Raw genomic sequence first — 22,549 nt, forward strand, 5'->3', positions numbered from 1 at the left:
AGGGAGACTGAAGAGAGATGGCGGAGCTTACGATCCGGCCGGACGAGATCCGGGACGCGCTTGAGCGCTTCGTCCAGGCGTACGAGCCGGAAGGCGCCGCGCGCGAGGAGATCGGGACCGTCGTCGACTGCGGCGACGGTATCGCCCATGTCTCCGGCCTTCCCTCGGCGATGGCGAACGAGCTGCTTGAGTTCGAGGACGGCACGCGTGGCCTGGCACTGAACCTGGACGTCCGGGAGATCGGTGTCGTTGTTCTGGGCGACTTCAGCAAGATCGAAGAGGGCCAGTCGGTCCGCCGGACGGGCGAGGTCCTGTCCGTGCCGGTCGGCGACGCCTTCCTCGGCCGTGTGGTCGACCCGCTGGGCGTTCCGATGGACGGCAAGGGCGCCATCGAGTCCGAGGGCCTGCGCGCCCTTGAGCTCCAGGCCCCGTCCGTGGTCCAGCGCCAGCCGGTGAAGGAGCCGCTGCAGACCGGTCTCAAGGCGGTCGACGCCATGACGCCGATCGGCCGCGGCCAGCGCCAGCTGATCATCGGTGACCGTGGCACCGGCAAGACCGCCATCGCCGTGGACACCATCCTCAACCAGCGGGAGAACTGGCTCTCCGGCGACCCCGACAAGCAGGTCCGCTGCGTCTACGTCGCGGTCGGCCAGAAGGGTTCCACGATCGCCCAGGTCAAGGGCCGCCTTGAGGAGGCGGGCGCGATGGAGTACACCACCATCGTCGCCGCCCCGGCGTCCGACCCGGCCGGTTACAAGTACCTCGCCCCCTATACCGGTTCGGCCATCGGCCAGCACTGGATGTACCAGGGCAAGCACGTCCTCATCGTCTTCGACGACCTGACCAAGCAGGCCGACGCCTACCGCGCCGTCTCGCTGCTGCTGCGCCGCCCGCCGGGCCGTGAGGCCTTCCCCGGCGACGTCTTCTACTTGCACTCCCGTCTCCTGGAGCGCTGTGCGAAGCTCTCCAAGGACATGGGCTCGGGCTCGATGACCGGTCTGCCGATCATCGAGACGAAGGGCAACGACGTCTCGGCGTTCATCCCGACCAACGTCATCTCCATCACCGACGGCCAGTGCTTCCTCGAGACCGACCTGTTCAACTCGGGTGTGCGTCCGGCCATCAACGTCGGTGTCTCCGTCTCCCGAGTCGGTGGCTCCGCGCAGGTCAAGGCCATGCGGAAGGTCGCCGGCACGCTGCGCCTGTCGCTGTCGCAGTTCCGTGACCTGGAGGCCTTCGCCTCCTTCGCCTCCGACCTGGACGCGGCCTCCCGTGCCCAGCTGGAGCGCGGCCAGCGCCTGGTCGAGCTGCTCAAGCAGGCCCAGTACAGCCCGCTCCCGGTCGAGAAGCAGGTCGTGTCGGTCTGGGCGGGCACCACCGGCGAGCTCGACGACGTCCCGGTCGAGGACATCCGCCGCTTCGAGGCGGACTTCCACGACTACATCTCGCGCGAGAACAAGGGCATCTTCGACAGCATCCGCGAGACGAAGGACCTGGCGGACGACACGGTCACCGCTCTCAAGGACGCCATCACCGAGTTCAAGAAGTCCTTCGAGACCTCTTCGGGCGAGCTGCTGGTCAACGAGGAGCCGGTCGCGGCGCTCGCCGCCGGCGAGGTCGGCCAGGAGAAGATCACCAAGCACGTCCGTACGGCTGAGAAGAAGTAGCCGATGGGTGCCCAGCTAAGACTGCTGCGGCGGCGGATCAAGTCGGTCAAGTCCACGGCGAAGATCACGCGCGCCCAGGAGCTCATCGCTTCGTCGCGCATCGTGAAGGCGCAGCAGCGGATGCAGGCGGCCGTGCCGTACGAGCGCGAGATCACTCGCGCCGTCACGGGCGTCGTCAGCAACACCAGCAGCGTCGACCACCCGCTGACCGTGGCCAAGGAGCAGCCCACCAAGGCGGCCGTGCTCATCGTCACCAGCGACCGCGGGTTCTGCGGCGGCTTCAACGCGAACATCCTGCGTGAGGCCGAGGCCCTCGGCTCCCTGCTCAAGGGCAAGGGCATCGAGCCCGTCCCCTTCGTGGTGGGCCGCAAGGGCATCACCTGGCACACGTTCCGTGGCCGTGAGATGGGCGGGCAGTGGGACGGGTTCTCCGACAGCCCCTCCTACTCCAACGCCAAGGAGATCGCGGACACGCTGATCCAGACGTTCTCGGCCGAGGACGGCGTGGATGAGATCCACATCGTCTCCACCGAGTTCGTGTCCATGCTCACGCAAGAGGTCACGGTAAAGCGCATCCTGCCGCTGGAGGTCGAGGAGACCTCCGAGAAGCCGGACACGCCGCTGCCGTACTTCGAGTTCGAGCCCAGCGCCGGCGCCGTGCTCGACTCACTGCTGCCGCGCTATGTGGAGTCGCGCATCTTCAGCGCGCTGCTCCAGTCGGCGGCCTCGGAGCACGCTTCGCGCCGCCGGGCCATGAAGTCGGCGACCGACAACGCCAACGAGCTGATCCGCGTGTTCACCATGCAGATGAACCAGGCTCGCCAGGCCGAGATCACCCAGGAAATCAGCGAGATCGTCGGTGGCGCGAACGCGCTGGCTGACGCCGCAGCGGGGAAAGAGTGAAATGACTGCACAGACTGTTGAGACCGGCGTGGGCCGCGTCGCGCGGGTCACCGGTCCCGTCGTCGACGTGGAGTTCCCCGTCGAGGCGATGCCCGATATCTACAACGCGCTGACGGTCGACGTCACCCTCGGCGAGGAGACCAAGACCCTGACCCTGGAGGTCGCCCAGCACCTGGGTGACAACCTGGTCCGCGCCATCTCCATGCAGCCCACCGACGGCCTGACCCGCGGTGCGGCGGTGACCGACAGCGGCGCCGCCATCTCCGTCCCGGTCGGCGACGTCGTCAAGGGGCACGTGTGGAGCACCCTCGGCGAGTCGCTGGACGTGCCGACCGCGTCGCTCAAGATCGAGGAGCGCTGGGGCATCCACCGCCCGTCGCCCGCCTTCGACACCCTTGAGTCGCGCACCGAGATGCTGCCCACCGGCATCAAGGTCATCGACCTGCTCACCCCGTACGTCAAGGGTGGAAAGATCGGTCTGTTCGGTGGCGCCGGCGTCGGCAAGACCGTTCTGATCCAGGAGATGATCCGCCGGGTCGCGCTGAAGTTCTCGGGCACCTCGGTGTTCGCGGGCGTCGGCGAGCGCACCCGTGAGGGCAACGACCTCTGGCTGGAGATGGACGAGGCCGGCGTCCTCAAGGACACCGCGCTCGTCTTCGGCCAGATGGACGAGCCGCCGGGCACGCGTCTGCGCGTCGCGCTCTCCGCCCTCACCATGGCGGAGTACTTCCGTGACGTGCAGAAGCAGGACGTGCTTCTGTTCATCGACAACATCTTCCGGTTCACCCAGGCCGGTTCCGAGGTCTCCACCCTGCTCGGCCGCATGCCGTCCGCGGTGGGTTACCAGCCGACCCTGGCCGACGAGATGGGTGTCCTCCAGGAGCGCATCACCTCGACCCGTGGTCACTCGATCACCTCGATGCAGGCGATCTACGTCCCCGCGGACGACATCACCGACCCGGCCCCGCACAACGCGTTCGCGCACCTCGACGCGCAGACCGTTCTGTCCCGGCCGATCTCGGAGAAGGGCATCTACCCCGCGGTGGACCCGCTCGACTCCACCTCGCGGATCCTCGACCCGCTCATCCTGGGCGAGGAGCACTACCGTGTCGCCCAGGAGACCAAGCGGATCCTGCAGAAGTACAAGGAACTGCAGGACATCATCGCGATCCTCGGTATCGACGAGCTGTCCGAAGAGGACAAGGTCACCGTCCAGCGGGCCCGCCGTATCGAGCGCTTCCTCTCCCACCCGATGTACGCCGCCGAGGCGTTCACCGGCCAGCCGGGCGAGTTCGTGCCGCTGGACGAGACGATCGCCTCGTTCAAGGGTCTGTGCGCCGGCGAGTACGACCACCTGCCCGAGCAGGCGTTCTTCATGGTCGGTGGCATCGAGCAGGCCATCGCCAAGGCCAAGGGCCTCGCCCGCTAGTCGCCTTCGGCACCGGTACGGCGTGAGCCGTACCGGTGCCTGGTTCGAAAGGAACTGGAGAGAACGTGGCGAAGCTGCGAGTAGGCGTTGTCTCGCCGGAGCGTGAGATCTGGTCCGGCGAGGCCGACATGGTGATTGCCAAGACCATCGACGGCGAGATCGGTATCATGCCTAAGCATGCGCCCGTGCTCGGTGTTCTCGTCGAGGGCGGCGTGCTGACGGTCAAGCGTGGAGGTGGCGAGAGCGACCTCATCGCCGCGGTCCACGGAGGGTTCCTCTCGGTGGCCGACGACGAGGTGTCGATCCTGGCCGAAATGGCCGAGCTCGGCTCCGAGGTCGACGTCGCCGCGGCGAAGGACGCGCTTCAGCGTGCGCAGGCCTCGATCGAGGCCAACCAGGAGGACGCGGACGCCGCTGTCGCGGCCAAGCGTGCCAGGGCCCGGTTGCGCGCGGCCGGCGAGGAAGTCGGATAAATTCTGCTTCTGAGCGGTACGGCTTTTTTGGGGGCGGCAGGCATGGTGCTGGACGTACTCATCGTGGTGGCGCTTCTCGTCGCCCTCCTTGCCTCCCGCGTGCTGATCCTGACCCGCTCCCGGGGCTCGGTGCTGTGTTGCCTGCGCCCGATGCCGGGGGAGCGGGGCTGGCGTGTGGGGGTAGCCCGCTACGCCGACGGCCAGCTCAACTGGATCCCACTCATAGGTCTGCTTCCAAGGCCGCGCCACGTGATCGTGAGGCGCGGCCTTGTGGTTTCCGGGCGCCGCAAGCTCGGGTCCGGTGAGTTCTACGGGTTCATCGAGGGCATGACGGCACTGGAGTGCCGGAACGGGCAGAGCGCTTTCGAGCTCGCCATGGGATACCGCGCCCTCACGGGGTTCGTCGCCTGGCTGGAGTCCGCCCCGCCCGGCGCCTACCTCGACGTCTCCTGACCTTCCCCGGACGCCCGTTCCGCGCGGCCGGCGGACCGCCCGGCCGGACGCCGCCGCCCGGTGAGCTCCGCCCTGGCCGGGAACACCCACGCGGGCCCGTCGGTGAAGACGGGGTACCGCGGGGCCCGTCGAGCCGCCGGGCCCCGCACGCCCGGCGGGTCACTTCAGGGAGCGGCGGACGTCGTCCAGCTCCTCGCGGAGGTCGTCCCAGGGGAACACGCCGGACTCCGGGGCGACGGAGTCCGGAGCGGGAAGCCGGTCGAGATCGAGGATGACCCTCACCCCCCACTCCCGCAGAGCGGCGACGCTGCCGGCGAAAGCGGGGTGGCGCGCCAGGGCCGCGTTCGGCCAGGGGACGGACACGATAGGCAGCCCGAGGCCGAGGGCCTCGTTGAGCAGGCCGAGGGCCAAGGTGTCGCTGATGCCCGCCGCCCACTTGTTGGTCGTGTTGAACGTCGCGGGGACGACCGCCATGGCGTCGGCGGGCGGCAGGACGTCGGGCTCCTCCGGCCGCTTGTAGTCGCTCCTGACCGGGTGGCCGGTAAGTTCGGCGAGCCGGGCGGCGTCGATGAACTTCGTCCCCGACGGCGTCGTGACCACGCACACCGTCCAGCCTCCGGCCTGTGCGTGCGTCACGAAGCCGGCCAGCTCGCCCGCGGGACGACCGCCGCACGCGATCACGTACAGCACCGGTTTTCCGTCGAGCATGTGAGGCCTCGCGTCTGTGTGGGGGAGTCTCCCGGGCTAGCGGGTGCCGCCGGGCTTCCAGAGGATCTCGTCGCCGTGGGCGGCGACCCGGCAGAGGATGAACATCAGGTCGCTCAGCCGGTTGAGGTACTTCGCGGTCAGCGGGTTGACGTCGTCGTGCGCCTCCAGGGCCGACCAGGTGGTCCGTTCGGCCCGCCGGGTCACCGTCCTGGCCACGTGGAGCTGGGCGACGGCCGGGGTGCCGCCCGGCAGGATGAAGCTGCGCAGCGGCTTGAGCCGCCCGTTGAACTCGTCGCACCGCGCCTCCAGCCACTCGATGTAGGAGGGCTCGACGCGCAGCGGCGGGAACTCGGGGGCCTCCACCACCGGGGTGCACAGGTCGGCGCCCACGTCGAACAGCTCGTTCTGGATCCGGACGAGGACCGCGGAGATGTCCTCGTCGAGGGAGCCCATGGCCAGGGCCACGCCGATCGCTGCGTTGGCCTCCTCCACGTCCGCGTACGCGGCCAGGCGGGGGTCGGACTTGCGGGTGCGGCTCATGTCGCCGAGCGCGGTCGTGCCGTCGTCACCGGTCCGCGTGTAGATCTTGGAGAGCACCACCGGCTCGTCCCTGTCAGCTCTCGTCATGTGGCCCAGCGTATCGGTCAGTAAAATTATTAAGATTGCCCCGATAGCGGACAATATGATTTACCGATGGCTTCTGGTTTTTACCTGCGATTCCCTCACATCTCCCGCGAGACGCTGACGTTCGTCGCAGACGACGACGTCTGGGCGGCTCCCGCGGCCGGAGGACGGGCCTGGCGTCTCTCCTCTGACCGCGCGCCCGCCGGCCACCCCCACCTGTCCCCGGACGCCACGAAGGTCGCCTGGACCAGCGTCCGCGACGGTGCCCCGGAGGTGTTCCTGGCCGACCTGGAGTCCGGCTCCGCCGAGCGGCTGACCTACTGGGGCGACCGCCGGACCCGCACGCGCGGCTGGACGCCGGACGGCAGGGTCCTCGCGATCAGCGCGACCGGCCAGCCGTTCGCCTCGCGGAGCTGGGCCTACGCCCTGGGCGACGGCCGGGTCGAGCGGCTGCCGTACGGCCCCGTCACCGATCTGTCGGTCACCGGCGACGCGGTGGCGCTGCTCACGGCCTCCCTCGCCCGGGATCCGGGCACCTGGAAGCGCTACCGGGGCGGTACGGCGGGGCGCCTCTGGGTCCAGCGGGCGGGTGGCGACTTCACCCGGCTCCTGGCGGAGGTGAACGGCCACTTCGCCAGCCCCATGCTCGTCGGCGGGCGCCTGGTCTTCCTCTCCGACCACGAGGGGGTCGGCAACCTCTACTCCTGCGCGCTGGACGGCACCGGTCTGCGCCGGCACACCGACCACGATGTCTTCTACGCCCGGCACGCCACCACCGACGGGACCCGGATCGTCTACCAGAACGCCGGTGACCTCTACCTGCTGGACGACCTTGACGCCGAGACCCGCAAGCTCGACGTCACGCTCGGCTCCCCGCTGCGGGGGCGGCAGCCGTACCAGGTCAACGCGGGCCGCAGGCTGCACGATCTGGCCGTGGACGCGACCGGGCGGGCCAGCGCGGTGGAGATCCAGGGCTCGGTGCACTGGATCACCCACCGGGACGGCCCGGCGCGGCAGCTCAGCACCGGCCTGTCGGCGGGGAAACCCCGCATCCTCGGTACGGACCGGGTGGTGTGGGTCTTCGACGACGGGGAGCGGCAGGGCCTGGAGATCGGGCCGGCCAGTGGCGGGGAGAGCCGCAGGATCGCCGCGGGCAAGCTCGGCGAGGTCGGTGACCTGGCCGTCGCACCCGACGGGAACGCGATCGCGGTGGCCGCCAGGGACGGGCGGCTGCTCCTGGTGGACGTGGCCTCCGGTGAGGTCACCGAGCTCGCCACCGCCAACGGTGAGATCGAGGGACTGGCCTGGTCCCCCGACTCCGCCTGGCTGGCCTGGTCGCACCCGGAGGCCACGCCGCTGCGCCGGATCCGGCTGGCCAGGGTGATGGACCGGGTCGTCACCGACGTCACCGACGGCCGGTTCGTGGACGTCTCGCCCGCATTCGCCGGGGACTATCTGGCGTTCCTGTCCCGGCGCGGCTTCGACCCGGTCTACGACGCGCACTCCTTCGACATGTCCTTCCCGTTCGGCTACCGCCCCTACCTGGTACCGCTGGCCGCGGCGACCCCGTCGCCGTTCGCGCCCAGCTCCGACGGCCGGGCCGTCGGCGAACCCGATGACGACGACAAGAAGAAGCGCAAGGACGACGCCGCGATGACCGTCGACCTGGACGGTATCGCCGCCCGGGTCGTGCAGGTGCCGGTGCCCGAGGGGCGCTACTCGGCGCTCCGCGCGGTCAAGGGCGGGTTCGTCTGGCTGCGCGAGCCGCTGGCCGGGGAGCTCGGCGAGGACCGCGACCAGGTGGGGGGCGAGCCGCCCCAGCCCGCGCTGGACCGTTACGACCTGGTCAAGCGCAAGTGCGAGGAAGTGGTCGACAAGCTCGACCGGTACTGGGTGAGCGGGGACGGCACCCAGCTCGTCGTCCGTGACAAGGGCGCGCTCACCGTCCGCCCGGTGACCGGCAAGAACGGCGGGGACGACGCGACGGTCGACCTGTCGCGGATCCGCGTCACCGCCGACCCGCAGGCCCAGCGGCGGCACGCCTACAGCCAGATGGGCCGCCGGATGCGGGCCGACTTCTGGGTCGAGGACATGGCGGACGTCGAGTGGGACGCCGTGCTGGAGGAGTACCGGCCGCTGGTGGAGCGCGTCGCGACCGCCGACGACTTCGCCGACCTGCTCTGGGAGGTGCTCGGGGAGCTGGGCAGCTCGCACGCCTACGTCGACGCCGCCCCCTGGGGGCACCCCGCCTCCGACTCGGTCGGCCTGCTCGGCGCCGACCTGTCCTGGAACGGCGACGGCCGCTGGCAGGTGGACCGGGTGCTGCCCGGCGAGTCCTCCGACGTGCACGCCCGCTCACCGCTGGCCGTGCCCGGAGCGGGGATCCAGCAGGGGGAGACGCTGCTGGCGGTCGACGGCCGCCCGGTGCCGCCGCAGGGCCCCGCCTCGCTGCTGGTCGGCGCGGCGGACAAGGCGGTCGAGCTGACCCTGGGCGGCGGGCGGAGGGTGGTCGTCACGCCGCTCCGCGACGATCGGCGCCTGCGCTACCAGGACTGGGTGGCCGGGCGCCGGGCGCATGTCCGAGGTCTCGGTGACGGCCGTGTCGGCTACCTGCACATCCCGGACATGGTCGCCGAGGGGTGGGCGCAGTTCCACCGCGACCTGCGCAGGGAGATGACCTTCGAGGCGCTCGTCGTGGACGTCCGGGGCAACCGGGGCGGCCACACCTCCGAACTCGTCATCGAGAAGCTGATCCGCCGGGTCATCGCCTGGGACCTGCCCCGGGGCATGACGCCGATCACCTACCCCGAGGACGCTCCGCGCGGTCCGCTGGTCGCGGTCACCGACCAGGACGCCGGATCCGACGGCGACATCGTCACCGCCGCTTTCAAGATCCACAAGCTCGGGCCGGTGGTCGGCACCCGCACCTGGGGTGGCGTCATCGGCATCGAGGGGGGTCACCGCCTGGTCGACGGGTCGCACATCACGGTGCCCCGGTACTCGTTCTGGTTCGAGGGGCTCGGCTGGGGCGTGGAGAACTACGGCGTCGACCCGGACGTCGAGGTGGACATCACCCCCGATGACTGGGCGGCCGGCCGGGACCCGCAGCTTGAGGAGGCGGTACGGCTCGCGCTGGCCGCCCTCGACGAGCGGCCCGCGGCGTCCCCGCCCGACCCCGCCACCCGCCCCTCCCGCCGCCGCCCGGCGCTGCCGCCCCGCCCGTAGGTGACATTTGTCATCCCACAGAGCTGAAAGATCCGTGGGATGCCGGTGATATCGGTGTCTACCTCCTAAAACGCCGTAAGGCGAGGATTGTCCGCATGAGAACACCACAGCTTGCGGACGCGACCGGCACCGGAACCGCCGGCCTCGGGAACGTGATCGAGGTCGGCGGTCTCCGGCAGAAGTACGGCGACTTCGAGGCCGTACGCGGGATCTCCTTCACCGTCCCGAAGGGCGAGCTGTTCGCCCTGCTCGGCACCAACGGCGCGGGCAAGACCACCACGATGGAGGTCCTGGAGGGCTTCACCCCCGCCACCGACGGCACGGTCCGGGTGCTCGGCCTCGATCCGGTCAGGCAGCACCGCGAGCTGCGGCCCCGCGTCGGGATCATGCTGCAGGAGGGGGGCTTCCTCGGCGACCTCACCGTGGCCGAGACTGTGGACCTGTGGAAGGGGCTGAGCGAGGACGCCGGCCGCCCGGTCACGATGGCCGGCAGCACCGAGCTGTCCGGGAGCCTCAGCCTCTTCGGCCGGGTCCGGGGCGTGGACCGGGCGACCATGGGGGCGCTGGAGCTGGTCGGACTGGAGAGCAAGGCCAGGACCAAGGTCCGGCAGCTCTCCGGCGGCCAGAAGCGCAGGCTCGACCTCGCGCTCGCGGTGCTCTCGCGGCCGGAGGTGCTCTTCCTGGACGAGCCGACCACCGGGATGGACCCCGAGGCCCGCCGTACCACCTGGCAGGTGATCGAGGACCTGCGGGCCGGCGGCACCACGGTGCTGCTCACCACGCACTACCTGGAGGAGGCCGAGCGCCTCGCCAGCAGGCTGGCCATCATGCATGAGGGCCTCATCCACACCTACGGGACGGTCGAGGAGGTGGTGGCCGGCTCCGGCGACACCATCGCCTTCCGGCTCCCCGGCACCGCCTGGTCCTTCGGCGACCTGCCCGCCCCGGACGGCGTCATCCCCACGCTGACCTATGCCGACGGCGGCACCGAGGTCGCCTACACCCTCACCGGCGGACAGCCGGGGACCCGCGCGCACGCCGCGCTCCGGCCACTGCTGGCCTGGGCCGACGAGCGCGGCGAGGTCCTGGAGCGGCTCGCCGTACGCCGGGGGACCCTTGAGGACGCCTTCATGCGCGTGGTGGGAGAGCGGCGATGAGGCGGAGCGGAGCCGGTGCGACCGCCGGCGGGGAGTGCGTGGCCATGGGGTGGACGGAGCGGATGAGGAGTGGTGAGTGATATGAAGACCGACGTTCTGCACGCCGTACGGCTGGCGAGGCTCGACCTGACCCTGGTGGCCAGGAACACCACGGTGATGTTCAACGTGCTGCTGCTGCCGCTCCTGATGGCCTGGATGTTCACCCAGACCCAGGGAGGCACGGACATCGCCGGGGTGTCCGGGGAGCTTTTCGTGCTGACCGGGGTGCCCGGCCTGATGCTGGGGTTCGCGGTCTTCATCAACCTGGTCAACTCCTTCACGGCCCGGCGTGAGGAACTGGTGCTCAAGCGGCTGCGCGGGGGCCAGCCGTCCGGGCCGGCGGTCCTCGGCGGCGCCGCCCTCGGCGCGCTCGCGCTCTTCCTCGGCCAGGTGGTGCTGCTGGCGATCTGGATGCACCGGACCGACGGGGTCCTGCCGGCCAACGTGCCGCTGCTGCTGGTCGCGGCCGCCCTGGGAGTCGCGCTGTTCGGCCTGCTGGCCGCCGCCTTCTCCGGGATCACGCCCAACGCCGAGCTGGCCCAGATCACGGTCCTGCCGGTGATCCTGGTCATGATGATCGGCGCGCCGGTGGCCTACCCCGCCGACGCGCTGCCCGGCCCGCTGGGGGTGGTCTCCAACCTGCTCCCGGTGACCCCGGTCGTGGAGATCATGCGTACGGGCTTCCTCGGCGCCGACCACATCTCCGGGAGCGGCGAGGCGCTGAGCATGGCCGGGCAGTGGGTGGCCGCGCTGCCCTCGCTCGGAATCCTGGTGGCCTGGATCGCGGTGGCGGCCCTGCTGGCCAGGTGGCTGTTCCGGTGGGAGCCCCGGCACGGATAACGTGCATCACGAAATGTCGATAAAAGCTGACGGAAGAGTGGCGGGGCGCTTCAGGCGCTCCGTCCTCCACGTGTTCCCCCGGCGCAGGAAGCGCACGACCTTCGAGCGGCTCCGCCGGTTGACCATCTGGTCGCTGACCACCGGTCCGCTCCTGGTCTGGTTCGGTGCCCTCGGCGGGATCGCCGAGGAGTTCAGTGTCCCCGGCGGGATCGCCGAGCACGCGGGGGCGGACCTGCTCGTCCTCATCCTCGGGCTGCTGGGGCTGGCCGCCTTCAGCGTCCTCTACATGAGGATGGTGAAGGCTGCCATCGCGGGGACCTCGGCCAACCGCGAGATCGTGGCCTCGGCCGTGCTCGCGGTCGTCCTGCTGCTGACCCAGGAGACCCAGCTGTGGACCTGGGGGCTGGTCGCCCCGGCCTGGGCGGCGGGCGCGGCGCTGCTGCTGAGCAGGATGGGCACGTTCGTCGCCGGTCTCGGCGCCGCCGTGGTCGCACTGCTTCTCACACCGGTCGATGACGGCTCCGGCTCCATCATCGGACGCGTGCTGGCCGCACCACACCCGGGCGAGGACACGGCCCCCCTCGCCGGCGCCCTCGCGGGCGCCTTCGTCGGGGTCGCCCTGTCGCTGCCCTGCGCGAACCGGTTGCAGCTCTGGTTCTGGGAGGTCGTCAGGCTGGCGGAGGAGGGCAAGGAGGCCCAGGCCCGGCTGGCCGTCACCGAGGAGCGGCTCCGCTTCTCGCGCGACCTGCACGACCTGGTCGGGCACAGCCTGTCCGCGATCGCGGTCAAGAGCGAGGTGGCCGCCAAGCTGTCGAAGGTGGACACCGAGCGGGCCGCCGGCGAGATGGAGGAGGTCCGGGGACTGGCCCGGGAGGCGCTGAAGGAGATCCGAGCGGCGGTGCGCGGCTACCGGACGGTCGATCTCGACGCCGAGCTGCGCAGCATGACCGCGGTGCTGGAGGCCGACGGCATCCGCTGCACGCTGGAGACGCCTCAGGAGCCGGTGCCCGAGGAGCTGGGCACGCTGCTGGCCTGGGTGGTCCGCGAGGGCACCACCAACGTGCTGCGGCACAGCTCGGCGACCCGGTGCCGGATCACGATCACCCTCCGCGGCGGCGTGGCCGTGCTGGAGATGGTCAACGACGGCGTGACCGGGCTGGACGGGCGCGGCGGCACCGGCCTCATCGGGCTGTCGGAGCGGGTGGCCGCCATGGGGGGTGCCGTCGCCGCCGGCGCCGGCGGCGCGGGAGAGTTCAGGTTGCGGGCGACGGTCCCGCTGGAGGGGGTCAGATGATCCGGGTGCTGCTGGCCGACGACGAGCATCTCATCCGCGGGGCGATCGCCACGCTGCTCGGCCTGGAGCCGGACATCGAGGTGGTGGCGCAGGTCGCCAGGGGCGACCTGGTGGCGCAGGCCGTACGGGATCACCGGCCCGATGTGATCGTGCTGGACATCGAGATGCCCGGGATGGACGGGCTGACCGTGGCCGAGACGCTGCCCGGCCACGCGGTGCTGATGCTGAGCAGTTTCGGCCGTCCCGGATATCTGAGAAGGGCGCTCGCGGCGGGGGTGCGCGGCTTCATCCCCAAGGACGCCTCCGCCGACGAACTGGCGACGGCGATCCGTAAGGTAAGCTCCGGCGGACGCTATCTCGACCCGGAGATGGCGGCCTCGGCGATGATGGCGGGGGAGAGCCCGCTCACCGAGCGTGAGCGTGACGCTCTGGCCCTGGCCTCGCGGGGCGCGTCGGTCGGGGAGATCGCGGTGTCGCTGCACCTCACCGAGGGCACCGTGCGCAACTACCTGTCCAGCGCCATCACCAAGCTGGGCGCCAGCAACCGGATCACCGCCATCCACGCCGCCCAGGAAAAAGGTTGGCTCTAAACAGAGTTTTTTCTCTGCGTTGGGGCAGGGGGAACACATGGTGGCAGCGGACGTGAACCCGGGAGTGCGTGAGATCCGCGCCTTTCCCCGCGTCATGTCATCGGTAAATGCATTGCGTGCCCGCCTGGCGCGGCGCCGCACGGAGATTACGTCCGGTCGCGTCCATCCCGCGGTCCGGTCTGAGGAGGAGGCATGCGCGCCACTGGAAACCCCGGAGCCCAGGTGGTCAGTGTCGGCAACCGGCTCGACGTGGGCACCGTCGCCGGAGTGCGCCCGCGACTGCACGACGCGGTCGATTCCGGCCGCGGCGATCTGATCGTGGATCTCTCCGGGCTGGAGATGATCGACGCCACCGGCCTCGGCGTGCTGGTGGGCACGCACCGCCGCGCGCTGGCCGCGGAACGCCGTCTCATCCTGCGCGGGGTGCCGCCTCGCGTCATGCGCGTGCTGGCGGTGACCCGGCTCAACCGGGTGCTCACCGTCGAGCTGTCCATGGCCGCGGTGGCCTGACCCCGGTCACGCGCGTCAGTGCTCCACCGTGTCGCGGAACCGCTCGGGTCCGAGGGCGATCGCGGGCGCTCTCCCCGCCCGGCTCGCCCGTCGGAGGTCACGTCACGCGGGTCCCGGCGGGGCTCACGTGACGAAAGACCGGTAGAAGATGTGCACGGCGGTGCTGATCAGGTGATCGACCGCGGGCGGGTCGTCGGCCAGCACCCACTCGATGAGCAGCTCCTGGATGGCGCCGATCATGCCCAGTGCCAGCAGGCGCTGGTTGGCCTTGACCGCCCCCGGCAGGTCGAAGACGTTGGCCTCGATGATCTGGCTGAAGGCCGCCACCGCCTGCTGCCGCGACCTGGTGAGGCAGTCGCCCGCCCGGCGCACCTCCAGGTGCATGATCCGGGCACGGCGCCTGTCCTCGGTGACGAAGCCGATATATCCGGCGATGCCCGCCTCGACCCGGCTGAGCAGCGTGTCCGGGGCCTGCTCGATGGACTTCGACACCGACAACAGCGTCTCCTGCACACATCTGTCGTGCACCGCCTGCAGTAACTCGTTACGGCCGGAGAAACACTCGTAGAAGGCACGATTGGAGATGCGGGCCGCGGCGCACAGCTTCTCGATCGTGGTCTCCGGAAAACCGGGGTCGGAGTAGAGCGTGTACGCCGCGGTGATCAAGCGCTCCCGGCGCTCCGCCAGCCGCTCCTCCGCTGACATTCCTCTGTATGATCGTCCATTCATGTCAAGCCTCCGCCTTTAATGCGGACTTGACAAACACTCGCTTTATCACTTCCACCTCATGATCCTGGCCCCCAGAATCCACCATTATGGGTGCAAGATCCTTTTTGCGGAAGAGTAAGTGTGCTATCGCTTCCGTCGTCCATGCAAGAAGGTGACAAGCCTGACTAGTCGGTCAAGTTCCTTCTGGCCGCGAGTGAACGAGGTGAGGTTCATTCCGGGCAGCGCGAAGCGCTGCCGCGAGACGGCCTTGGGGCGGGAGAACTCCCGCAGCCCGTCCGCGCCGTGGATGCGGCCGAAGCCGGAGTCGCCCACCCCGCCGAACGGCAGCGAGGGGACCGCGGCGAAGGAGATGATCGAATTGATCGCGGTCATCCCGCCGCGCATCCGGCGCGCGAGCTCCACGGCCCGCCGCGCGTTGCCGGAGAAGACCGTCCCGGCCAGGCCGTACGCGGAGGCGTTGGCCTTCTCCAGTGCCTCCTCCACGTCGGCGACCCGTTTGACCGTCAGGGTCGGGCCGAACGTCTCCTCGCGGACCGACACGGACTCCTCCGGCACGTCCTCCACGATCACCGGGTCCACGAAGGGCGCGCGAACCGACTCGGGGCCGCCGAGGACGGCCCTGCCGCCCGCGACCGCGTCCTGGATGTGCCGCCGGATGACGTCGAGCTGGGCCGGCATGGTGATCGGGCCGTAGTCCTCCCCGGCCCTGACCTTCCGGGCCCGCCGGGTCAGCTCCCCCATGAAGCCGTCGTAGACCGCGTCCACCACGTAGACGCGCTCCACGCCGACGCAGGTCTGGCCCGCGTTGGACAGCGCGCCCCACAGGGCCGCGTCCGCCGCGGCCGGCAGGTCGGCACCCTCGTCCACGATCAGCGCGTCCTTGCCGCCGCACTCGGCGACCAGCGGCGTGAGGTTCGCCGCGCACGCGGCCATCACCCGCTTGGCGGTGGCGGTCGAGCCGGTGAAGGCGATCTTCCCCACCCCCGGGTCACCGGCCAGCGCGGCCCCCGTCTCGCCCAGCCCGGTGACCGTCCGGAACACCCCGTGCTCGGGAACGGCCTCGCTGAACAGCTCCGCCAGCAGCACGCCCACGCCGGGGGTCAGCTCGCTGGGCTTGAACACCACCGCGTTCCCCGCCGCCAGCGCGTAGGCGATCGACCCCATCGGGGTGAACACCGGGTAGTTCCACGGTCCGATCACCCCGACCACCCCGAGCGGCCGGTACTCCAGCGTGGCCGAGATGTTGGCGCCCATCATCCCGGGGGAGACCCTTCTCGGCCCGAGCACCCGGTGCGCGTTCCGCGCGGCCCAGTCGAGATGGGTGATGGTCAGGACGACCTCCAGGGTGGCGTCGGCCTCAGGCTTGCCGGTCTCGTCGTGGACGGTGGCGACGATCCCGGCGATGTTCCGGGTGATGACGGCCTTGTAGTCGAGCAGCCGCCGCCTGCGCTCGACCCACCCCAGCCCGGCCCACCGGACGGCGGCAGCCCCGGCCTCCGCCACGGCCGCGCGCACGGCCGCCGCGTCCTGGATCGGGTGGGTGCCGACGACGGCGCCCGTGGCCGGATCGAGGGAGTCGAAGGTGAGCCGGCCGGTCGCCGTGGTCATCGTGGCCTCCTGCTGTGCCGTGGCGGATGCCCGAGGGCGGAGGGAGCGGCGTCCGCGGCGGCCCTCGCGGGCGCGGCGAGCCGAACGGGCGCGGTCCGCCCACGATAGACCGGGACCGTTGTCCGGTAAACCATCACTTACCGGGTGAGAAGTCCCCGGTCCAGCGCCGTGGTCACGGCGGCGGTGCGGTCGGAGACGCCGAGCTTGCCGAAGACGCGCAGCAGGTGGGTCTTGACCGTGGTCTCGCTGATGAACAGCTCCTTGCCGATCTGCGCGTTGGTCAGCCCCCGGGCCACCAGGGAGAGCACCTCGGCCTCCCGCGGCGACAGCGACTCGCTCACCGGGGCCCGCATCCGGGTGACCAGACGGGTCGCCACCGACGGCGACAGCACGGTCTCGCCCCGCGCCGCGGAGACGATCGCGGCCAGCAGGTCGGCCCTGGAGGTGTCCTTCAGCAGGTATCCGGCGGCCCCCGCCTCGACCGCCCGCACGATGTCCTGGTCGGTCTCGTAGGTGGTCAGCACGATCACCCGGCTCTCCGGCCGCTCGGCGAGGATGCGCCCGGTGGCGCTCACCCCGTCGCCGTCCGGCATGCGCAGGTCCATCAGGATCACGTCGGGCCGCAGCTCCCCGGCCCGCACGACCGCCTCGTCCCCCGACGCCGCCTCGCCCACCACCGTGATCCCGGGGTCGGCCTCCAGCATCCCCCGCAGCCCCTCGCGGACCACCGGATGGTCATCGACGATCATCAGACGCAGCACGCGTCACGCTCCCCGATCTGGCTGCTCGGCGGGGAGGACGGCCTCCAGGGTCGTACCTCCCGCCGGCGAACTGGTCAACGTCAAGGTGCCGCCCACCTGCTCCACCCGGGCACGCATGCCGCGCAGGCCGTACCCCTCGGCGACGGCGGGATCGAAACCGCGCCCGTCGTCGCGGATCTCCAGCGCCACCGTCTCCGGGCCGTAGGAGGCCGAGACCTCCACCCGGCCGGCCGCCGCGTGCTTGCGCACGTTGGCCAGCGCCTCCTGGGCCGCCCGGAGGAGCACCACCTCGGTGGGCGGCGGCAGCGGGCGCGACTCCCCGCGGAGGGAGAAGGCGGTGGCGATCCCCGTCTCCTCCCTGAGCCGGCCGGCCAGCCGCACCAGCGCCTCGTCCAGGGTGGAGCCGTCCAGCGGCGCCGGGCTGAGCGCGGCTATCAGCGCGCGGGCCTCGGCCAGGTTCTCGCGCGCCGTCTGTACGGCCAGCGACAGGTGGCGGGCCGGGTCGGACTGGGCCTCGGCGGCCTGGATCAGCATGATGATGCTGGTGAAGCCCTGGGCCAGGGTGTCGTGGATCTCCCCGGCGAGGCGTTCGCGCTCGGCCAGGGCTCCGCGCTCGGCCGAGAGCCTGGAGACCTCGGCCCGCTGGGCCTCCAGCTCCGCGATGAGGGCCGCCCGCTCCTCGCTCTGCCGCATGATCCGCTCCATCCAGATGCCGAACACGGCGGAGAAGAAGATCACGATGGTGCTGACGCTCAGGAAGTTGAACGTGTCGCCCTGGTTCTCGACCAGGAAGCGGACGACCGGACCGGCGTTCAGCACGATCACCACCCCGACCGCCGGCTTGGCCGGGAAGACCATGAAGCACTGCGGGCAGAGGCCGAAGAGGGCGAACGCCGCCGAGGGTTCGATGAACGCCGCCGGAGTGAACAGGACGACTAGGACGGCGAGGTAGACCGCGCCCCGCCGCCGGTCCTCGGTCAGGATCGCCGACCGGCCGAACAGGAAGTAGACGGGGAGGATCGCGGCCATGAGCCCGGCGAAGAGGATCTTCTCCGTGACGGGGAGGTCGCCTGGCACGATGAACGCCACGGGCACGAGCGTCGCGACGGCGAGGAGCACCTCCCAGCCGCGCAGCGAGTGCCAGACGTGCGGCCCGGACGGGTCGATGCTCCGTCCGGACCAGATCAACGCCCTCATCCGTCGCGGCGGCTCTTCCAGCGGAACGTCACCAGGCACAGCACCAGTCCTCCGACGACCCAGGCTCCCAGGATCAGGGCGACCCGGTCGAGTTCATACGATTTCGTGAGCTCCAGTGTGGCACCGGCGTCGCCCAGGAAGACCGAGCGGAAACCCTGGCACATCCACTTGAGAGGGAAGAACGACGCGATGTTCGCCAGCCAGGCCGGAAGCTGGGCGACGGGGATGAACACCCCCGAGATGAACTGCAGCACCACGAACGGCATGGCGATCACCGCACTGGCGCTCTTGCCGGACCGGGGCAGGCTGCTGACCGCGATGCCGAGCAGGGACGAGCCGATCACGCCGAGCACGAACACCCAGACGAAGGTCAGCCACGTCGAGACCTCGGAGGGCAGCTTCAGGCCGAACAGCGTGACCCCGATGGCCAGCAGGATCACGACCTGGAAGGCGGAGACGACCAGGGTGTTGAGCGCCTTGCCGATGAAGTAGGACGTGCGCGGCAGAGGCGTGCCCAGCAGCCGCTTGAGCGTGCCGTCGTCGCGGTCCACCGCGATGCCGATGCCGAGGTTCTGGAAACCCGTCATCGCCGCCGAGCCGATCAGGCCGGCCACGTAGAGCTGGGAGACGTTCAGCCCGGTCCCCTCCAGATCGTCCGCGAAGATCGAACCGAAGATCACCAGCAGGACGATCGGGAAGGCGAAGGTGAAGATGACCGCGTCCTTCTCCCGGAAGAACATCTTGGTCTCGAAGGCCGCCCGCGACAGCCCCAGCCGTATCGCGGAGGGCTGCCCGCCGGCCAGCGGCGGAGCGGGGGGCCGGGTGGTGGTCTGCGTCATGGCGTGATCACCTCAGGGGATCGATGGGGATGGGTGGGCGTCGCCGGGAGGGTGACGGACGGTCGGCTCCGGGCGAGGAGGCGAGGGGGCGAGGGGAGGAGGCGGCGAGGGGGCGAGGGGGCGAGGAGGCGAGGGGGCGAGGGGAGGAGGCGGCCAGGCGGGGGCGCGACGGGCCGGGGCGGGTGCCGTCCGGGGGAGCGCGGGGTGCCTGGGCGGGAGGCTCGTCGGCCGGGGGCTCGGCAGGGGAGCCGGCGGGCCGGAGGGGCGGGGCCGCGGAGGTCAGGCGGGAGGCTCGATGAGCTTGAGATAGACGTCCTCCAGGGAAGGACGGGTCACGGTCAGCTCGGGCACCTCGCCGTCGAAGCGGTGGGTCAGCTCAAGCACGGTCCTGGTCGGGGTGTCGGTCTCCAGCGTGCGGCGCTCGCCCTCGTCGGACCAGCTCACCCTGGCCTTGGCGGTGGCCCGGCCGCCCAGGGTCTTGGGCTCGCCCTCGGCCACGATGAGGCCCCCCGCCACCACGGCCACCCGGTCGGCCAGCGCCTCGGCCTCGTCCAGGTAGTGGGTGGTCAGCACGATCGTGGTCCCCTGCTGCGCCAGCCCCTGGATCAGGTCCCAGAACTGCCGGCGCGCCTCGGGGTCGAACCCGGTGGTCGGCTCGTCGAGGAAGAGCAGCTCCGGGCCGCCGATCACGCCCAGCGCCACGTCCACCCGGCGCCGCTGGCCGCCGGAGAGCTGGCGGATCCGCTTGCCGGCCTTGTCCGACAGGCCGACCAGCTCGATCACCTCGTCCGGGTCCTTGGGGTTGGGGTAGTAGCCCGCGAAGTGCCGCACGGTCTCCCGCACCGTCACCTCGGCCACGTCGTTGGACGTCTGCAGCACCACGCCGATCCGGGAGCGCCACTCCCGAGTCGGCCTGCCCGGGTCGGCGCCCAGGACGCTGACCTCTCCGGCGTCCCGGGTCCGGTAGCCCTCCATGATCTCCACCGTGGTGGACTTCCCCGCCCCGTTCGGGCCGAGGATCGCGAACACCTCGCCCACGTGGATGTCGAGGTCGATGCCCCCGACCGCCTGCACGTCGCCGTAGCGCTTGGTCAGGCCCCGCGCCGTCACCGCTGTTCTCATGTCCCAATCGTCGCGCCGCCGCGGTTCCCGGGGCACCAACGACCGGTGGAACCCCCTGTCCTCCGTTCGGAGGACAGGGCCACGTCGTCCGGTGGACACCACCACCCGGCCAGGCCCGCCGTACGGGACGCCCGCCGGAGTGCCGGAGCCGTCAGAACAGGGTGTCGTTGCGCTCGATGCCCCGCAGCGCGTCGTAGTCCAGGGTCACGCAGCGGATGCCGCGGTCCTCTGCCAGGGTCTTGGCCTGCGGCGCGATGGCCTGGGCGGCCAGGATGCCGGTGACGGGGGCGAGCAGGGGATCGCGGTTCATCAGCTCCAGGTAACGGGTGAGCTGTTCCACCGCGTCGATGCCCGCGCGGCGCTTGAGCTCCACGGCCACGTTCGCGCCCGCGTGGTCGCGGCAGAGGATGTCCACCGGGCCGATCGCCGTCATGTATTCGCGGCGGACCAGCGTCCAGCCCGCGCCCAGCGTGGTGATGTGCTCGGCCAGCAGCTCCTGCAGGTGGGCCTCGACGCCGTCCTTGATCAGACCGGGGTCCACGCCCAGCTCGTGGCTGGAGTCGTGGATGATCTCCTCCATGGTGAGCACGAGCTTCTCACCGGTCTTGCCGTGGGTCACCGTCCAGGTGCCCTCCTCCTCACGGAGCTTGCACGGCGGGTTCATCCAGTTGAGCGGTTTGAAAGCCCGGTCGTCCGCATGAATGGAGACCGAGGTGTCCGCTTTGATCAGGATGAGCCGGGGCGCCATCGGAAGATGCGCAGTGAGCTTTCCCAGATAATCCACGCTGCATCGCGCGATGACCAGCCGCATGAGCGCCAACCCTACCGGTGCGGCCCGGATGCCGAGGGTCCAAGCCGGTTTTGGGGTGGGGCGGGCACCTCTGGGACACTGGGCGGCATGACGCGCAGCTTTGAGAAGGTCGGAGTGGTCGGGCTCGGCACGATGGGCGCGGGGATCGCCGAGGTGTTCGCCCGGGCGGGGCTCGGGGTGACCGGCGTGGAGGCCGACCCGGCTGCGCTGGAGCGGGGCCGCGGCCATCTGGAGGGCTCCACGGGCAGGGCTCTGGCCAAGGGCCGGCTGACCGAGGCCGAGCGCGCGGAGATCCTCGGCAGGGTGACCTTCACCACCTCCCTGGAGGACCTCGCCGACGCCGACCTGGTGATCGAGGCCATCCCCGAGGTCATGGATTTCAAACGGGCGCTCTTCACCGACCTGGACCGGATCTGCAAGCCGTCCGCGGTGCTCGCGACCAACACCTCCTCGCTCTCCGTCACCGAGATCGCGGCCACCACCGCCCGCCCCGGCCAGGTCGTCGGCATGCACTTCTTCAACCCCGCGCCGATCATGAAGCTGGTCGAGGTGATCCACACGGTGACCACCGAGGACGGCCTGGCGGAGGAGGTGGCCGCCCTCGCGCGCAGGCTCGGCAAGACCCCGGTGAGCGTCGGCGACCGCGCCGGGTTCGTGGTCAACCGGCTGCTGCTGACCTATCTCAACCACGCCGCTGTCCTGCTGGAGAACGGCCTGGCGACCCGTGACGACATCGACGCCGCGATGAAGCTCGGCGTCGGGCTGCCGATGGGGCCCTTCACCCTGCTCGACCTGATCGGCCTGGACACCTCCTACGAGGTGCTGTGCGTGCTGTTCCAGGAGAGCCGCGACCGCCGCCACGCTCCCGCGCCGATCCTGCGCGAGCTGGTCACCGCCGGGCTGCTCGGCCGCAAGGCCGGCGGCGGCTTCCACCGGGACGAGGAGCCCGGCGGGCCGCCGCCGACGGTCAAACCCTCGGTGGGTTCGGTGGCGGTGCTGGGAGAGGGGGCGGAGGAGTTCACCGCCAAGCTCTCCGCCGCCGGTTTCAAGACCGCCTCCGCCGAGGCCGCCGACGTGGTCGTCGCGCTGTCCCGCAATCCCGTGATCGAGCTGGCCGCCGGGCTTCCGCACCCCGAGCGCCTGGTCGGCCTGCACCTGGTCGGAGACGGGGTCGCCGAGGTCGCCTCCACGGTGCTCACCTCGGCCGAGGCCGCACGCGCCGTGGAGGGTCTGGTACGGATCGTCGGCCGGACCCCGGTGCGGTGCAGGGACCGGGCCGAGTTCGTGGTGGACGCGCTCCTCTACCCGTATCTGAACGACGCCGTGCGGATGTACGACTCCGGTTACGCGACCGTCGAGGACATCGACTCGGCCATGAGGCTGGGCTGCGGCTACCCCTCGGGGCCCTTCGAGATGCTCGACGAGCTGGGGCTGGAGACCGTCCGCGACGGGCTGCGCGCGCTCTACGCCGAGTACCGTGAGCCGTCTTTCGCCCCCGCGCCGCTGCTCGACCAGCTCGTCACGGCCGGGGTGCGGAGCATCCGCGACCTGCCATGAGCCCCCGTAAAGC

At 70.8% G+C, this 22,549-nt stretch carries 21 protein-coding genes; 12 read left to right on the top strand and 9 right to left on the bottom strand.

All coding sequences use genetic code 11. From position 1 onward, the window contains the following. The first annotated feature begins 17 nt into the window (after positions 1-17). The 5 genes from atpA to SROS_RS08045 all read left to right on the top strand — a co-directional run bounded on the left by atpA (position 18) and on the right by SROS_RS08045 (position 4,925). Complete coding sequence (atpA, locus tag SROS_RS08025) at positions 18-1,667, top strand: F0F1 ATP synthase subunit alpha (RefSeq protein ID WP_012888405.1); 1,650 nt, start codon at positions 18-20, stop codon at positions 1,665-1,667. A 3-nt stretch (positions 1,668-1,670) separates the two neighbouring features. Then, entirely contained in the window at positions 1,671-2,570 is a 900-nt protein-coding gene (locus tag SROS_RS08030; protein WP_012888406.1) for a F0F1 ATP synthase subunit gamma, read from the top strand. Between the two features lies 1 nt (position 2,571). Further along, positions 2,572-3,999 (top strand): F0F1 ATP synthase subunit beta, encoded by a 1,428-nt coding sequence (atpD, locus tag SROS_RS08035; RefSeq protein ID WP_012888407.1) that lies wholly within the window; start codon positions 2,572-2,574, stop codon positions 3,997-3,999. Positions 4,000-4,064: 65 nt separating this feature from the next. Beyond that, the gene (locus SROS_RS08040) at positions 4,065-4,472 is read left to right on the top strand and encodes a F0F1 ATP synthase subunit epsilon (RefSeq protein ID WP_012888408.1); all 408 of its coding nucleotides are present in this window, start codon (positions 4,065-4,067) and stop codon (positions 4,470-4,472) included. Positions 4,473-4,514: 42 nt separating this feature from the next. Further along, entirely contained in the window at positions 4,515-4,925 is a 411-nt protein-coding gene (locus SROS_RS08045) for a DUF2550 domain-containing protein (RefSeq protein ID WP_012888409.1), read from the top strand. A gap of 159 nt (positions 4,926-5,084) precedes the next feature. Here the strand turns inward: SROS_RS08045 and SROS_RS08050 are convergent, their stop codons facing one another. Then, on the bottom strand, positions 5,085-5,615 hold the full coding sequence (locus SROS_RS08050; RefSeq protein WP_245564585.1) for a flavoprotein: 531 nt from the start codon (positions 5,613-5,615) through the stop codon (positions 5,085-5,087). 54 nt (positions 5,616-5,669) lie between these two features. Beyond that, positions 5,670-6,260 carry a cob(I)yrinic acid a,c-diamide adenosyltransferase gene (locus SROS_RS08055; protein ID WP_012888411.1) on the bottom strand — a complete coding sequence of 197 codons (591 nt, stop codon included), beginning with the start codon at positions 6,258-6,260 and terminating at the stop codon, positions 5,670-5,672. A 66-nt stretch (positions 6,261-6,326) separates the two neighbouring features. Between SROS_RS08055 and SROS_RS08060 the strand changes: the two genes are divergently transcribed. The 6 genes from SROS_RS08060 to SROS_RS08085 all read left to right on the top strand — a co-directional run bounded on the left by SROS_RS08060 (position 6,327) and on the right by SROS_RS08085 (position 13,912). After that, the gene (locus tag SROS_RS08060) at positions 6,327-9,482 is read left to right on the top strand and encodes a S41 family peptidase (RefSeq protein ID WP_012888412.1); all 3,156 of its coding nucleotides are present in this window, start codon (positions 6,327-6,329) and stop codon (positions 9,480-9,482) included. A 95-nt stretch (positions 9,483-9,577) separates the two neighbouring features. Beyond that, entirely contained in the window at positions 9,578-10,639 is a 1,062-nt protein-coding gene (locus tag SROS_RS08065) for an ABC transporter ATP-binding protein (protein ID WP_012888413.1), read from the top strand. An 81-nt stretch (positions 10,640-10,720) separates the two neighbouring features. Beyond that, the gene (locus SROS_RS08070; RefSeq protein WP_012888414.1) at positions 10,721-11,518 is read left to right on the top strand and encodes an ABC transporter permease; all 798 of its coding nucleotides are present in this window, start codon (positions 10,721-10,723) and stop codon (positions 11,516-11,518) included. A gap of 13 nt (positions 11,519-11,531) precedes the next feature. Continuing rightward, positions 11,532-12,812: a sensor histidine kinase gene (locus SROS_RS45780; protein ID WP_012888415.1), complete on the top strand. Its 1,281-nt coding sequence runs from the start codon at positions 11,532-11,534 to the stop codon at positions 12,810-12,812. Further along, positions 12,809-13,402, top strand: a complete 594-nt coding sequence (locus tag SROS_RS08080) for a response regulator transcription factor (RefSeq protein ID WP_012888416.1) — start codon at positions 12,809-12,811, stop codon at positions 13,400-13,402. The genes SROS_RS45780 and SROS_RS08080 overlap by 4 nt, the downstream gene beginning before the upstream one ends. A gap of 192 nt (positions 13,403-13,594) precedes the next feature. Next, on the top strand, positions 13,595-13,912 hold the full coding sequence (locus tag SROS_RS08085) for an STAS domain-containing protein (protein ID WP_012888417.1): 318 nt from the start codon (positions 13,595-13,597) through the stop codon (positions 13,910-13,912). A gap of 123 nt (positions 13,913-14,035) precedes the next feature. On the opposite strand, the gene SROS_RS08090 is transcribed toward SROS_RS08085, so the two are convergent. From SROS_RS08090 to nucS, 7 genes are all read right to left on the bottom strand, one after another. Then, positions 14,036-14,617, bottom strand: coding sequence for a TetR/AcrR family transcriptional regulator (locus tag SROS_RS08090; RefSeq protein WP_148268986.1), 582 nt, complete (start codon positions 14,615-14,617; stop codon positions 14,036-14,038). A gap of 147 nt (positions 14,618-14,764) precedes the next feature. Further along, positions 14,765-16,249 carry an aldehyde dehydrogenase family protein gene (locus SROS_RS08095; RefSeq protein WP_012888419.1) on the bottom strand — a complete coding sequence of 495 codons (1,485 nt, stop codon included), beginning with the start codon at positions 16,247-16,249 and terminating at the stop codon, positions 14,765-14,767. A 137-nt stretch (positions 16,250-16,386) separates the two neighbouring features. Continuing rightward, positions 16,387-17,010 (bottom strand): response regulator, encoded by a 624-nt coding sequence (locus SROS_RS08100; RefSeq protein WP_012888420.1) that lies wholly within the window; start codon positions 17,008-17,010, stop codon positions 16,387-16,389. Positions 17,011-17,013: 3 nt separating this feature from the next. Next, positions 17,014-18,207 carry a sensor histidine kinase gene (locus tag SROS_RS08105; protein WP_012888421.1) on the bottom strand — a complete coding sequence of 398 codons (1,194 nt, stop codon included), beginning with the start codon at positions 18,205-18,207 and terminating at the stop codon, positions 17,014-17,016. After that, positions 18,204-19,046: an ABC transporter permease gene (locus SROS_RS08110; protein WP_012888422.1), complete on the bottom strand. Its 843-nt coding sequence runs from the start codon at positions 19,044-19,046 to the stop codon at positions 18,204-18,206. The genes SROS_RS08105 and SROS_RS08110 overlap by 4 nt, the downstream gene beginning before the upstream one ends. Before the next feature lie 279 nt (positions 19,047-19,325). After that, a complete protein-coding gene (locus tag SROS_RS08115) occupies positions 19,326-20,168 on the bottom strand; it encodes an ABC transporter ATP-binding protein (RefSeq protein ID WP_012888423.1) in 843 nt (280 codons plus the stop codon). A 151-nt stretch (positions 20,169-20,319) separates the two neighbouring features. After that, positions 20,320-20,979: an endonuclease NucS gene (gene nucS / locus SROS_RS08120; RefSeq protein WP_012888424.1), complete on the bottom strand. Its 660-nt coding sequence runs from the start codon at positions 20,977-20,979 to the stop codon at positions 20,320-20,322. Positions 20,980-21,066: 87 nt separating this feature from the next. Between nucS and SROS_RS08125 the strand changes: the two genes are divergently transcribed. Further along, the gene (locus tag SROS_RS08125; protein ID WP_012888425.1) at positions 21,067-22,536 is read left to right on the top strand and encodes a 3-hydroxyacyl-CoA dehydrogenase family protein; all 1,470 of its coding nucleotides are present in this window, start codon (positions 21,067-21,069) and stop codon (positions 22,534-22,536) included. Positions 22,537-22,549 lie beyond the last annotated feature (13 nt).

Origin of the sequence: Streptosporangium roseum DSM 43021 (genome assembly GCF_000024865.1) — a bacterium.
In the GTDB taxonomy this organism is placed as follows: Bacteria; Actinomycetota; Actinomycetes; order Streptosporangiales; family Streptosporangiaceae; genus Streptosporangium; species Streptosporangium roseum.